Raw genomic sequence first — 12,183 nt, 5'->3', positions numbered from 1 at the left:
TCGAAAGGATTAGGTATTTTCACTGTAACCCCAGGGCTTTTTCGCTGCTGGGGCAACAATGTGACAGTCCTGATGGCGAATACTGTATTGGCTTTCACTGTGTCTTCATTCGGCGGTGGGCCGCGAACGCATTTCAGCTAAAGCGCGGGAATCGTCTGTTCATATTTGGGCCGAGTCGCGTATTCGGCCTGCTTTGGAACCTGAATGTCTGTTCTGCGTTGAAGCGTCTCCTTTGGAGAGAAGCCCATGTCGAAAATCGTCACCATAGCGGCCGTTGTCGCTGGAGCCCTGGCCTTGGCTGCTTGCGGCACGACTATAGAACAGAAGGCGGCCAGCGGCGCCGTCGCCGGCGCAGTCGTCGGCGGACCGGTCGGCGCGGCGGTGGGCGGAGTCGCCGGTACGGCCGTCGGCCAGGCGCAAAAACCGAACTAGGTTGAGCCGCGCGCTTGTCGTCGCAAGGGCGCGACCTATCTGCATCACTCAGGCGGGCGAGGGGCGTAATACGCCGCCCAAATCGCCCGCCGACTCGATTTAACCGCCGCAAACCTTGCTTTTGCTGCGCGTATCGGGTTTGTGCGCCCCGCTTCGGGTCGTGTGTTTCTAGTCGCCGCCCGACCCCCGATAGCCGCCCCTGGCTGTTCACAAGGAACCCTGACGCTTTCGCATGAAAGATCTGAAGACCGGATTTTCCGACCGCATTACCGCCCAGCAGGAGGCCAAAAAGGCCCTGCTCGCCAAATTCAAGCCGAAGGCCGCCGCCCCCGACCCCGAGTTCGAACGGCTGGCTGAAAAGCGCGCCGCCGAAAAGGAAGCCCTGCGCCAGCAGCACGAGCTGGCCAAGGCCGAACAGCGCCGCGAGAAGGCCGAGAAGGACGCTGCCCGCATGGCGGCCGAACTCGCGGTCCAGGAAGAGATCGAGGCCGAGAAGCGCGCCGATCGCAAGGCGCGCAAGCAACTGACCAAGGAAGAGCAGAAGGCCAAGCGGGACGCCCGCTACGCCGCCCGCAAGGCGCGTCGTTAAGGCCTTTTAGGTCGACTGAAAGATTGGCGCGTCGCGAGTTTCGCGGCGCGCTTTTCTTTGCCTGACGTGCGGCTGCGGCTACGATTCCGCCGAAGGGGCGGCGCACCCATCGACGATGCTGCGTAGCTGTTCGGTCGAATAGGGTTTGCGCAGGAAGGGCCAGGGCGAGCCGGCCAGGACCTGATCCACATCGTCGCCGACATAGCCGGAAGTCAGGGCGATCCGCATCTCGGGCCAGTCCTGAGCCGCCTGACGCGCCAGGTCGATGCCGCTCATGCCGCCAGGCATGACGATGTCGGTCAGCATGAGGTCGAACCGGGCCTTGCGCAGGGCCTCCAGGGCGTCAGGGCCGCTCTCGGCCAGTTGCACCTCCAGGCCGAAGCCTTCCAGCAGGTCCAACGCCACGGCGGCGACGCTGGCGTCGTCCTCGACCAGCAGCATCCGACCGCCTCGGGTGGAAGCCCGTTCACCGGTGCTGCTTGCGGCGACCGGGGAGGGGAGATCTTCGGCGAGCAGCGGCGGAAGATAGAGGCGGACCTCCGCGCCGCGCCCGACCGTCGATATGACGTGGACACCGCCGCCTGACTGGCGGGCGAAGCCATAGACCTGGCTGAGACCCAGGCCGGTGCCCTTGCCGACCGGCTTGGTGGTGAAGAAGGGCTCGAAGACGCGGTCGATCACCTCGGCCGACATGCCCGATCCATTGTCCGACACCGTCACACAGACATAGTCGCCGGGCGCCAGCTCGGCGACCTGACCGGCCTCGATGACGCAATTCATGGTCTGGATCGTGATCCGCGCCCCCTTGCCGCCCGTGACATCGCCAAGGGCGTCACGGGCGTTGACGACCAGATTGAGCAAGGCGGCCTCGAACTGGGCCGGGTCGACCTTCACCGGCGCGCCGCCGCGCTTCAGCTTGACCTTGAAATCGACCGCCTCGCCCACGGCGCGGCGCAGCAAGGGTTCGCCCTCGCGGATCAGGCCGTTCAGGTCGAGGGCTTCGGGACGCAGCGCCTGGCGGCGAGAGAAGGCGAGCAATTGGTGGGTCAGGCTTTCGCCCCGCCGTGCGGCGGCCAGGGCGGCCTCGCCCAGCTTCTTCGTCTTGGCCGGATCGTTCGACCGCAGGATGATGTCCAGCGCGCCGATAACCACCGTGAGCAGATTGTTGAAGTCGTGAGCGACGCCGCCGGTCAGACGGCCCACGGCCTCCATCCGCTGGGCGTGCATCAGATGGGCCTCGGCGGCCGCCTTTTCCTCCAGGGCCTCGGCGACCCGGACTTCGAGCAGTTCGTTGATATGTTTGAGATCGTCCTCGGCCCGCTTGGCGTCCGTGACGTCCAGACTGGCGCCGACATAGCCCTGGAAGCCGCCGGCGGCGTCGAAACGGGGCACGCCCTCGGCGCGGATCCAGCGCAGGCCCAGGGTCGGATGATTGACGCGGCTGAGCGCCTCGAACCGGTCACGGGCCCGGAAGGCGCGAATGAAGGCGGCCTCGAATACGGCCTCGTCGTCGGGATGGACCAACCTGCGCCACGCGTCGGCCAACTGTTTTTGGGACCGAATGCCGAAGAAGCGGCGGTAGCGCTTGTTGCTGAAGACGAGCTTAGCGCTGTCGTCCGTCATCCAGATCAGAGCCGGGGCGCTGTCGGCGACGGTGCGGAAGCGGACTTCGGACTCGGCCAGACGCGCCTGGGCTTCGCGCATGTCGGTGACGTCGAAGGCGACGCCGACGAAGCCAATCACCGTCTTTCCGGCCAGGCGGGGGCGGGAGAAGGATTTCAGCCAGCGCCATTCGCCGTCGTGTCGGCGATAGCGCGCCTCGAGCGAGAAGGGTTCGCCGGTGGCTTCGCCCGCGATGGACTCCGCGAGGATGCGCTCCACATCATCGGGGTGCAGGGAGGCGCGCCAGTCGGCGGCTCGCGCCGTTTCATAATCGGCGCCGAAATAGGCGACATAGGCCTGATTGACGAAGGCGCGTTGCCGATTCTGGTCCGTGACCCAGATCAGAACCGGCGCGGTGTCGGCCAGAAGTCTGAACCGGGTCTCGCTGTCGCGCAGGGCGGCCTCTGCGGCGCGGGCGTCGGTGACGTCGATGTTGACGCCGATCATGCCCATGAATTCGCCGGCGGCGTTCAGCCGCGGGCGGGCCTCGGTGCGCAGCACGCGCCATTCGCCGTCCTGACGACGATGGCGTCCCTCCACGACATAGCCGGTAAGGGCGGCGTTGGCCTGTCGAGACACGGCGAGCAGTCGGTCACGGTCGTCCGGGTGAAGAATGGCGTCGGCGTCGAACGTGCGCAGGTCCGCATCGCCCCAGAAGAGGCGTTGGTCGTTGTTCAGGTGGATGACGTCGCCGTGCGCATCGGTCATCCACAGCATGACCGGGGCCAGTTCGCTGATGATGTGAAGCCGGTCTTCGGTCTCGTCCACGCGGGCGTTGGACAGGGACAAGGCCGAGACCACCGCATCGAGCCGCGCCAGGGCGCGGCGCAGGGACGCGCCCAGCCAGGCGCAGAACAGGCCGACGATAATGAAGTTCACCGTGGCGACGACGCTGAGGCCCGGGGGCATGCCGGCGCCGGATCCGGCGCTGAGCCTGACGACGACCCAACCGCCGATCAGGGCGGTGAAGACCGCCGTCGCGCCCGACAGGCGCCCTCCCGCCAGGGCCGCCAGGATCACCCCCGGCAAGAGGATCATGAAGCCGGTGATCTCGCCGTAGAAGGCCGCCCCCGCCGCGCGCATCGCCAGTGCGGCCCCGGCGCCGATCACGCCGATCAGTATACGTGTTCCGACCGAGCCGCGCTTTAGGCGTGCAAGCGCCAGAAGGCTGCGATCAGCGTCCAGAAATCGCGTGAAGAACGCATTTGCGTTCATGCCGCTCCGCCCTCATCGCACCGATCTTGTGCGGCGCTTGTTGATGCAACGCTTGCTCGTGATTCGCGTTCCTGACGGTCATGCTCGGACAGCGCCTGTCCGAGGTAAAGACTAATCAACGGATGGAACGAATATGACCGCAACGATCGACACCGGACTGTCCCAGGCCGAGCGCGGCGACGTCGCCGAACAGCTGACGCGCGTGCTGGCCGACGCCTATGCGGTCTATCTGAAGACGCACGGCTATCACTGGAACGTGCGGGGGCCGGAGTTCTTCGCCCTGCACAATCTGTTGGAGCAGCAGTACCGGGACCAGTGGGAGGCGCTGGACACCATCGCCGAGCGCATCCGGGCGCTGGGCGAGTTCGCCCCGCAGGGCTATGGCGTCTTCGCCAATCTGACGAGCATTCGCGACGGTGATCCGGAAAAGGAGGCGCCTGAGATGCTGCGCGAGCTGATGCGGGACCACGAGACCCTGATCGCCACCATGCGCGCCGCCCTGGATGTGGCGGACGGCGACGGGGATGACGTGACCGTCGATCTGCTGACCCAGAGGCTGGGCGCGCATGAGAAGTTCGCCTGGATGCTGCGCTCGACGCTGGGCGGGCGATAACGCCGGTCGTTTTGGCGCCTGAAAACGGCCCCGAAGTGCGGGCATGACGAGGTTGAAGCGGGGCTCCCTTTGGCGGGAGCCTCGTCTTTTGTGGACCGGAATGACGCTGACGCATTGGAAGATGATCTGGACGGCGCTGAAGCGCTCAGCGGCGGCTCTGCCGGCCGCCGGCGCCGTGCTGGGCGTCGCCATGGCGGCGGGATCGACCGTCAGACCTGACGTGAACCGCACGGCCGAAGCGGTGGCGCGGGTGACGGGCGGGGATCTGAGCGCCGCCGGTCTGGATGCGGTGAAGGGGCGGTTGACGCCGTCTCAGCTGGCCCTGGCGCAACGCCACGACCCGGGCTTGCAGCCGGCGGCCTATCGGCCTGACGCCGGCCTGCTGGCGACCGGCGCGCTGCGCCCCGCACGACCCTTTGTCTTCAAGGGCAGCGCCGAGGATCGCCGACGCGCGCTGCGTTGCCTGACCCAGGCGGTCTATTTCGAGGCGGCCCTGGAACCGGACGCCGGGCAGGCGGCGGTGGCCCAGGTGGTGCTGAACCGGGTGCGCGATCCCAACTACGCCAAGACGGTGTGCGGCGTGGTGTTCGAAGGCGCCGAGCGGATCACCGGCTGCCAGTTCAGCTTCACCTGCGACGGGTCGCTGTCCCAGGCGCCGGTGGCCTGGGCCTGGGAGCGGGCGCGCAAGGCGGCGGAGAAGGCGCTGAACGGCGAAGTCGCCCAGCAGGTGGGAACGGCCACCCATTATCACGCCGACTATGTCGATCCCTGGTGGGCGCCGTCGGTGGCGAGGGTCAACAAGATCGGCGCGCACGTCTTCTATCGCTGGAAGGGCGTCTATGGCGAAACCGCCGCCTTCCGCACCGCCTACAAGGGCCATGAGCCGGTGATCGACGAGGTGCGGTTCTCGCGCCTGCGCCCCGGCGTTCAACCCGGTCAGGCGACCGGCGGGGCGGATCCGGATGCGCCGCTGCCGGACGCCGCCGCGACGCGGATGAAGACCGTCGAGATCGATGGCCAGCAGCGGGTCGTCGGAGTGGTCAGCCTGGGCGGCCGTCGCCTGCCGACACAAGACGAGGTGGCCGCGATCAACGCCCGGCTTCAAGCCCTCGAACGCGCGGCGCCCTCGACGCCCAGTGTCGTCGTGGCGCCCGAAGGCGTGGCGACGATGCCGGTGGAGGAGGTGGGGCGGCCCGCCAATTGATCAGGCTCTAGTGAAACGCTTGGCAGGGTTGAAGCATTTAAGGACCGACCTTACCGACGGCCGAACGAGGACGCCTGATTGACCGTGCCCGATAGAGACAGTCCGGGGTGGGACGAGGCCGAACGTCTGGCGATCCTTCGGGACTATGGTGTTCTGGATACCGAGAGGGAGGCGGCGTTCGATGACGTGGTCGCCCTGGTCGCCCGCATCTGCGAAACCCCGATCGCGGCCGTCAATCTGATCGACGCCGACCGGCAGTGGTTCAAGGCCGAGACCGGACTGGGCGTGCGCGAGACGCCCCTGGCCACCTCCTTCTGCGCCCACGCCCTGTTGCTGGAAGACGGCATGGTGGTGCCGGATGCGGCGCTGGACCCCCGCTTCATCGACCATCCGCTGGTGACCGGCGAGCCGGGTCTGCGCTTCTATGCGGGGCGGCTTCTGACGACGCCGGAAGGCCTGACCTTGGGCACGCTGTGCGTGCTGGACACCAAGCCCCGACCGGAAGGCCTCAACGACCTGCAGACCATGGCGCTGGAGACCATGGCCCGCCAGGTCATGTCGCACATGGAACTGCGCCGGGTGCTGCGTCTGCGTAACGAAATGGAAGCCCAATTCCGCGTTCTAACGGACGCCATGCCGCAGATGGTGTGGTCGACGCGGCCGGACGGATTCCACGACTACTATAATGCGCGTTGGTACGAGTTCACCGGCGTGCCGGCGGGTTCGACCGACGGCGAGGGTTGGAACGGCATGTTCCATCCCGACGATCAGGCCCGGGCGCGGGAGCGGTGGAGCCGGTCGCTGGAGACGGGGGAACCCTATGAGATCGAATACCGGCTGAAGCATCACTCGGGCGTCTATCGCTGGACGCTGGGCCGGGCGGTGGCGGTGTTGAACGACGCGGGCGAGATCACCCGGTGGTTCGGCGCCTGCACCGATATCGACGAGCTGAAGCGGCTGGAGCAGGGCCGGGAGCTGATCAGCCAGGAGCTGAGTCACCGGATCAAGAACATCTTCGCGGTGATCACGGCCCTGGTCGCCCTGTCCGCCCGGCAGTATCCGGAAGCCAAGGCCTTCGCCGCCTCGCTGAGGACGCGGATCGCGGCCCTGGCGCGCGCCCATGAGTTCGTGCGGCCGCACACGGAGACGTCGAAGCCGACGGTGGGACCGACCACCCTGCACGCCTTCCTGTCCGACCTGTTCGGCGCCTATGCCGACGATACGGGCCGGTGTCGGGTCAATATTGTCGGAGACGATGCGGTGTTCGACGACCAGGCGGCGACCTCTGTCGCCCTGTTGTTCCACGAGCTGGCGACGAACGCGGCCAAATACGGCGCGTTGTCCAATGACCATGGGCGGGTCGAGCTGACGACGCGGGGGGAGGAAGACCGGTTCGTCCTGACCTGGGCCGAGACCGGCGGTCCCGCGGTGGAAGGCGCGCCGACAAAGACGGGTTTCGGGTCGTCTTTGGCTCTGCTGTCGGTCGAAGGCCAGCTGGGCGGCCGGCTGACGAGCGAATGGCGGCCGGAGGGGCTCAGGATGGTTGTGGATTTGCCATCCACCGCGCTGTCCCGACGTCGAGCGGCCGAGAAGGCGATTTGATCACGCTCGGGTTGAAACCCTTGGGCGGGTTTCGCGTTAGGTACGTTCCCGAACACAAGCTCATACCCCCATGCCCGCGCGTATCCTGATCATCGAAGACGAAGCTCTGGTGGCGATGGAGCTGCGTTTCGTGTTGGAGGATCTTGGCCATCAGGTGGTCGGGGTCGCGGCGACGGCGAAGTCGGCGCGCGTTCTGGCGCGCGAGACCGACGTCGATCTGGCGCTGGTCGATATTCATCTTTCAGACGGCCCGACCGGAATTGGTTTGGGACGGGAACTGGGACAGGACATGGGCGTGACCGTTCTGTTCATGACCGCCAACCCCGGCATGGTGCGTGAAGGCGTGGCCGGCGCCATCGGCGTCCTGTCCAAGCCGACCGACGAACGCGCGGTGCGGACCGCCATCGACTACGCCCTGCGACGCCGTCAGGGCGAGCCGGCGCAGTATGCGCCGCCGGGCCTGCAACTGTTCGCCTGACGGAGGGCTAGGGGCCTGTCACCAGGCCCCGATCTTCTCGGCTTCCTTGTGGCTGATCGGGTGATTGGCCTTGGCGTGGTCTTCCTCAGCGAGGAAGCGGCTGGCCTCCAGCGCAGCCATACAGCCCATTCCCGCAGCGGTGACGGCCTGACGATAGATGTCGTCGGTCACGTCGCCGGCGGCCCAGACGCCCTCGATGGCGGTCTGCGCCGTGCCCGGCTTGACCCGCAGATAGCCGCCCGAGTTGGTCTCGAGCTGACCCTTGAACAGTTCCGACGACGGGGCGTGGCCGATGGCGATGAAGACGCCGTCCGCCGGAATCTCTTGGGTCGAGCCGTCCTCGATGTTCTTCAGCCGCACGCCGGTGACATTCTTGGCCATGCCGTCCACGACGCCGACGATCTCTTCGATCGCCGAGTTCCAGATCACCTCGACCTTGGGATTGGCGAACAGGCGGTCCTGAAGAATCTTCTCGGCGCGGAACTCGTCGCGGCGGTGGACGACCGTGACCTTGGAGGCGAAATTGGTCAGGAACAGCGCCTCTTCCACGGCGGTGTTGCCGCCGCCGACGACCACGACGTTCTTGCCGCGATAGAAGAAGCCGTCGCAGGTGGCGCAGGCGGAGACGCCGAAGCCCTGATAGGCGGCCTCTGACTCCAGGCCCAGCCATTTGGCCTGGGCGCCGGTGGAGATGATGACGGTCTCGGCCAGGATCTCGTCGCCGCCGTCCAGCTTCAGCCGGAACGGGCGTTGCGACAGGTCGGCGGAGACGACGATGTCGTGGATGACCTCGGTTCCCACGTGCAGGGCCTGGGCCTGCATCTGCTCCATCAGCCACGGACCCTGGATGGTCTCGGCGAAGCCGGGATAGTTCTCGACATCGGTGGTGATGGTCAGCTGGCCGCCGGGCTGGAGGCCGGCGATGACGACGGGATTCAGCGAGGCGCGGGCGGCGTAGATGGCGGCGGTCCAGCCGGCGGGGCCGGAACCGATGATGGCGACGCGTACGGTACGAGCTTGGGTCATGCGCCTATTTAGGGGCTGATTCCCGTTTGCGCGATGTTAGTCTCGCCTCGGGCGTTAAAGGGAGACGGGGATGAGCGATAACAAGGCGGCCTTGGTGACCATCTACATAGGCGCGGGGGTTGCGATTGGGGTAGTGCTGGGCTTGGCTTTAGACAATTTGGTCTTTGGCATCGGCCTGGGGGTCGCCATCGGCGTCGGCCTGGGCGTGGCTTTGAGCAGTGAGAAAACCAAGTCAAAGAAGGGCGACGGTTCGGACGGCGGCGGGCCGGTGATAACGGGTGGCCACACCTATCACCACAGTCATGACGCGGGTTGCGACGGCGGGGGAGACGGCGGAGGCGGCGACTGAACCCCTCCTTTCGTCATCCTCCGGCGAGCGTAGCGAGACCGGGGGACCCAGCGGCGCGCGAGAGCGCGAACCTGTCGCGGACCAGTTGTTTCCGCATCTTGCTGCGGAAAGATTTCGCCTTCGGCGCCGCTGGGTCCCCCGGTCTGCGCCGCGAAGACGCGGCTTGCCGGAGGATGACGAAAGTGAGGGTGCGATTTACCGCGTCCCCATCGCCTCAAGCACCGCCCGCGCCGCCCGCTCGGTTTCAGCGAGGGGCGCATAGGTCCAGCCGCCCAGCGTTCCATCGAAGGGACGGGTGGCGCCGCGTTCGGCCAGGTCGTCGTGCAGCCGGGCGAACTTGTCGCCGGACTTGAGCGGAACCATGGGCAGGATGTGGACCGGCTTGCCCGTGGAGGCCGCCTCCGCAGCCATGTTGGCGCTGTCCTCGGTGACCAGGATGTGGTCGGCGAAATGCAGGAAGCCGAACATCGGGTTGTCGCCCGCGCCGTCCCAGATCCAGCCGGGCAGGCCGGACAGGCGGGCGGTCATGACGGCCTTGGCCGCCTGCGGCGTGCGGCGCGAGAAGGTCAGCAGCAGCGACCCGCCCGACGCGCGAACGGCGTCGGCGATCTGGTCGGCGAGTTCCGCCGCATGGGCCTCGGTCAGGTCGAAGGCCTTGGACTTGCCGCCGATCAGCACAGAGACGCGCGGATGGGGCAGGGGGGCGATCCGGTCGGCGAAGGCCGGGGCGGCCTGGGCGATCCGGTCGGGCGTGATGCGGTGGGGCGAGCCGGTGATCTCGAAGACATTGTCGCCCGCCAAGCCGTCGTGGGCCGGGGCGACGATCATGTCGTAGCGGGCCTTGGCCCAGCGCGGATCCTGGGTCTGGACCACGAAGGTGCGGCCGCCGCTCCAGGCCTTGACGCGGGTGGACAGGGGCAGGGTGGCGCGGCCGGTGGCGATCCAGAGGTCGGGCCACATGTCGGGCTGGGGGGCTGTTACGGCGTCGGAGGTCGAGGCCAGCATCGACGGCGTCTTCAGCGCCGACGGCAGGCGATCAAACAGGCTTCGCCATTGAATGCGTTTGACGATGATCTCGGCCGGGGTCAGGCGTTGCACGGCTTCGGCGAGACCCAGGGCCTGGTTCTCGATGCCGGCGCGGCCGTCGGAGACAACCCAGATGGAGAGGGGACGCGTCATCTTAATCTCCCTCCCCGGTACGGGGAGGGGGGCGCAGCGGAGCGAAGCCGGGTGGGGAGGGCAAGGCGGAAGTCCCACAGACCTGTGTCGCATTCAGGTAGTGCGGCCCGACTGGGCCGCCCCCACCCCGTCGCTGCGCGACGCCCCTCCCCCGCAGGGGGAGGGAGAGGTTTGTGCGAGTTTGGGCTTATTTCCACTCGACCTTGAGGATCTCGTAGGCCTTCACCCCGCCGGGGGTGTTGACCTCGACCACGTCGCCGACCTCCTTCGAGATCAGGGCGCGGGCGATGGGCGAGGCGATTGAGACCTTGCCCTTCTTCACATCGGCCTCGTGTTCACCGACGATCTGGTAACGGCTCTCGTCCTCGGTGTCCTCGTCGACCACAGTGACTGTGGCGCCGAACTTGACCTGGCTGCCCGACAGTTTCGATACGTCGATCACCTGGGCGCGGCTGATCTTGTCCTCGATGTCGGCGATCTGGCCTTCGATCCAGCCCTGACGCTCCTTGGCGGCATGGTATTCGGCGTTTTCAGACAGGTCGCCGTGTTCGCGGGCCTCAGAGATGGCCGCGATGACGCTCGGCCTTTCGACCGACTTCAATTGCTTCAGTTGATCGTCGAGGACGCGATAGCCCTCGCCCGTCATCGGCACTTTTTCCATTGGTGTCGTGATTTTTCTGGTTCGCCCGGAGACTGGAAAGACGCGAAATAGGCACACAAAAGGCCGCGGGGCGGGCGCGGCCGGGCATCAATACTAGGGTTTCTCGCACTTGAATTCAAGAGCGAGCCCCGCGTTGATGCGTGCTTAAGCGCGGGCGGGCGGCTTGGGCTTGGTGTCGCGATGCAAGACGCTCTTGACCAGACTATAGGCCAGCCAGGCGACGGCGGCTAGGCCGATCAACATGAACAGCCAGGACACAAGGGCGACGCCGGCCGCCATAAAGGCCAGGACAAAGGCGACTGCGGCGGCCAGTCCGGCGACGATCTGGAGCGTTTGAAACTTCATGCGGACCTAACGCCCCGAACGGCATGAAGTTGCGTCCCAAGAAGTCGTATCGCCTCAGGCGTAGCTGTAGGCGCCGCCGCGTTCGAGCGCCCGTTGATAGGCCGGACGGGCGTGAATCTTCTCTAGAAAGGCCTTCAGTCGCGGCTGGGCCGCCGGGGCGAACGCCCGGTCCGCGCCGGCTTCGACCGGGAAGCTCATCATGATGTCGGCGGCGGTGAACTGGTCGCCCGCGAACCATTCGGACCGCCCCAGTTCGCTCTCCCAGAAACCGACATGGGCGCGCAGTTGCGGATCGACGAAACTGGTCAGGGCCTTGGCGGAGATACCCTTGACCAGGGGCTTCACCAGGCCGGGCGCGCGTTGCGGCAACATGGAGAAGACCAGCTTCAGCAGCAGGGGCGGCATGGCCGACCCTTCGGCGTAATGGAGCCAATAGGTGAAGCGGCGGGCGTCCTCGGTTCCCGCCAACGGGCGAAGCCGGCCTGCGCTATAGGTTTCCAGCAGATATTCCACCACGGCGCCGGTTTCGGCGACCTTGATGTCGCCGTCCTCGATCACCGGGGACTTGCCCAACGGGTGGATGGCCAGAAGGGCCGGAGGGGCCAGACGGGTGGCCGCATCCCGTTCGTACCGGATCACCTCATAGTCCAGGCCCAGTTCCTCCAGCAGCCACAGGACGCGCTGGGAGCGGCTGTCGTTCAGGTGGTGGACTTTGATCATGGGGCGGCTCCGTGCGAACGGCGCAGACTATTCCGCGCCGCCGTCGGGGAAGTCCAGACCTATCGCGGGGCGCGGACGTGGCGTTTCGGCCAGCGACGACATGAACTT

The 12,183-nt window shown here is 66.7% G+C and carries 12 protein-coding genes and 1 pseudogene; 7 read left to right on the top strand and 6 right to left on the bottom strand.

All coding sequences use genetic code 11. The features are described from left to right. Positions 1 to 246: 246 nt before the first annotated feature. Both OU998_RS14210 and OU998_RS14205 read left to right on the top strand, forming a co-directional pair. On the top strand, positions 247 to 432 hold the full coding sequence (locus OU998_RS14210) for a hypothetical protein (protein ID WP_267514303.1): 186 nt from the start codon (positions 247 to 249) through the stop codon (positions 430 to 432). 232 nt (positions 433 to 664) lie between these two features. Next, the gene (locus OU998_RS14205; RefSeq protein WP_267514302.1) at positions 665 to 1,021 is read left to right on the top strand and encodes a DUF6481 family protein; all 357 of its coding nucleotides are present in this window, start codon (positions 665 to 667) and stop codon (positions 1,019 to 1,021) included. Positions 1,022 to 1,099: 78 nt separating this feature from the next. Here the strand turns inward: OU998_RS14205 and OU998_RS14200 are convergent, their stop codons facing one another. Then, complete coding sequence (locus tag OU998_RS14200) at positions 1,100 to 3,898, bottom strand: hybrid sensor histidine kinase/response regulator (RefSeq protein WP_267514301.1); 2,799 nt, start codon at positions 3,896 to 3,898, stop codon at positions 1,100 to 1,102. A 133-nt stretch (positions 3,899 to 4,031) separates the two neighbouring features. Between OU998_RS14200 and OU998_RS14195 the strand changes: the two genes are divergently transcribed. The 4 genes and pseudogenes from OU998_RS14195 to OU998_RS14180 all read left to right on the top strand — a co-directional run. Beyond that, complete coding sequence (locus tag OU998_RS14195; RefSeq protein WP_267514300.1) at positions 4,032 to 4,511, top strand: Dps family protein; 480 nt, start codon at positions 4,032 to 4,034, stop codon at positions 4,509 to 4,511. 100 nt (positions 4,512 to 4,611) lie between these two features. Next, positions 4,612 to 5,715 carry a cell wall hydrolase gene (locus OU998_RS14190; RefSeq protein ID WP_267514299.1) on the top strand — a complete coding sequence of 368 codons (1,104 nt, stop codon included), beginning with the start codon at positions 4,612 to 4,614 and terminating at the stop codon, positions 5,713 to 5,715. A gap of 84 nt (positions 5,716 to 5,799) precedes the next feature. Beyond that, complete coding sequence (locus tag OU998_RS14185; RefSeq protein ID WP_267516815.1) at positions 5,800 to 7,317, top strand: sensor histidine kinase; 1,518 nt, start codon at positions 5,800 to 5,802, stop codon at positions 7,315 to 7,317. A 61-nt stretch (positions 7,318 to 7,378) separates the two neighbouring features. Continuing rightward, positions 7,379 to 7,795, top strand: a pseudogene (locus OU998_RS14180) (response regulator); the annotation flags it as partial. An 18-nt stretch (positions 7,796 to 7,813) separates the two neighbouring features. On the opposite strand, the gene trxB reads toward OU998_RS14180, so the two are convergent. After that, a complete protein-coding gene (trxB, locus tag OU998_RS14175) occupies positions 7,814 to 8,821 on the bottom strand; it encodes a thioredoxin-disulfide reductase (RefSeq protein WP_267514298.1) in 1,008 nt (335 codons plus the stop codon). Positions 8,822 to 8,891: 70 nt separating this feature from the next. On the opposite strand from trxB, the gene OU998_RS14170 reads away from it, so the two are divergent. Next, positions 8,892 to 9,170 (top strand): hypothetical protein, encoded by a 279-nt coding sequence (locus OU998_RS14170; RefSeq protein ID WP_267514297.1) that lies wholly within the window; start codon positions 8,892 to 8,894, stop codon positions 9,168 to 9,170. 195 nt (positions 9,171 to 9,365) lie between these two features. Here the strand turns inward: OU998_RS14170 and OU998_RS14165 are convergent, their stop codons facing one another. From OU998_RS14165 to OU998_RS14150, 4 genes are all read right to left on the bottom strand, one after another. Further along, the gene (locus OU998_RS14165) at positions 9,366 to 10,349 is read right to left on the bottom strand and encodes a mitochondrial fission ELM1 family protein (protein WP_267514296.1); all 984 of its coding nucleotides are present in this window, start codon (positions 10,347 to 10,349) and stop codon (positions 9,366 to 9,368) included. Between the two features lie 187 nt (positions 10,350 to 10,536). Further along, complete coding sequence (gene greA / locus OU998_RS14160) at positions 10,537 to 11,010, bottom strand: transcription elongation factor GreA (protein ID WP_267514295.1); 474 nt, start codon at positions 11,008 to 11,010, stop codon at positions 10,537 to 10,539. A 144-nt stretch (positions 11,011 to 11,154) separates the two neighbouring features. Next, positions 11,155 to 11,355 (bottom strand): hypothetical protein, encoded by a 201-nt coding sequence (locus OU998_RS14155; RefSeq protein ID WP_267514294.1) that lies wholly within the window; start codon positions 11,353 to 11,355, stop codon positions 11,155 to 11,157. A 54-nt stretch (positions 11,356 to 11,409) separates the two neighbouring features. Next, entirely contained in the window at positions 11,410 to 12,075 is a 666-nt protein-coding gene (locus OU998_RS14150) for a glutathione S-transferase family protein (protein WP_267514293.1), read from the bottom strand. Positions 12,076 to 12,183: the final 108 nt, after the last annotated feature.

This window comes from Brevundimonas sp. SL130 (genome assembly GCF_026625805.1).
Lineage (GTDB): Bacteria > Pseudomonadota > Alphaproteobacteria > Caulobacterales > Caulobacteraceae > Brevundimonas.
This window is presented reverse-complemented; position numbering and strand designations above follow the sequence as displayed.

What these genes read in the sequence shown, in the direction of transcription:
- trxB (WP_267514298.1), bottom strand. Translation starts at nt 8,821, where the DNA reads ATGACCCAAGCTCGTACCGTACGCGTCGCCATCATCGGTTCCGGCCCC.
- OU998_RS14210 (WP_267514303.1), top strand. Translation starts at nt 247, where the DNA reads ATGTCGAAAATCGTCACCATAGCGGCCGTTGTCGCTGGAGCCCTGGCC.
- OU998_RS14170 (WP_267514297.1), top strand. Translation starts at nt 8,892, where the DNA reads ATGAGCGATAACAAGGCGGCCTTGGTGACCATCTACATAGGCGCGGGG.
- greA (WP_267514295.1), bottom strand. Translation starts at nt 11,010, where the DNA reads ATGGAAAAAGTGCCGATGACGGGCGAGGGCTATCGCGTCCTCGACGAT.
- OU998_RS14190 (WP_267514299.1), top strand. Translation starts at nt 4,612, where the DNA reads ATGACGCTGACGCATTGGAAGATGATCTGGACGGCGCTGAAGCGCTCA.
- OU998_RS14165 (WP_267514296.1), bottom strand. Translation starts at nt 10,349, where the DNA reads ATGACGCGTCCCCTCTCCATCTGGGTTGTCTCCGACGGCCGCGCCGGC.
- OU998_RS14150 (WP_267514293.1), bottom strand. Translation starts at nt 12,075, where the DNA reads ATGATCAAAGTCCACCACCTGAACGACAGCCGCTCCCAGCGCGTCCTG.
- OU998_RS14200 (WP_267514301.1), bottom strand. Translation starts at nt 3,898, where the DNA reads ATGAACGCAAATGCGTTCTTCACGCGATTTCTGGACGCTGATCGCAGC.
- OU998_RS14195 (WP_267514300.1), top strand. Translation starts at nt 4,032, where the DNA reads ATGACCGCAACGATCGACACCGGACTGTCCCAGGCCGAGCGCGGCGAC.
- OU998_RS14205 (WP_267514302.1), top strand. Translation starts at nt 665, where the DNA reads ATGAAAGATCTGAAGACCGGATTTTCCGACCGCATTACCGCCCAGCAG.
- OU998_RS14155 (WP_267514294.1), bottom strand. Translation starts at nt 11,355, where the DNA reads ATGAAGTTTCAAACGCTCCAGATCGTCGCCGGACTGGCCGCCGCAGTC.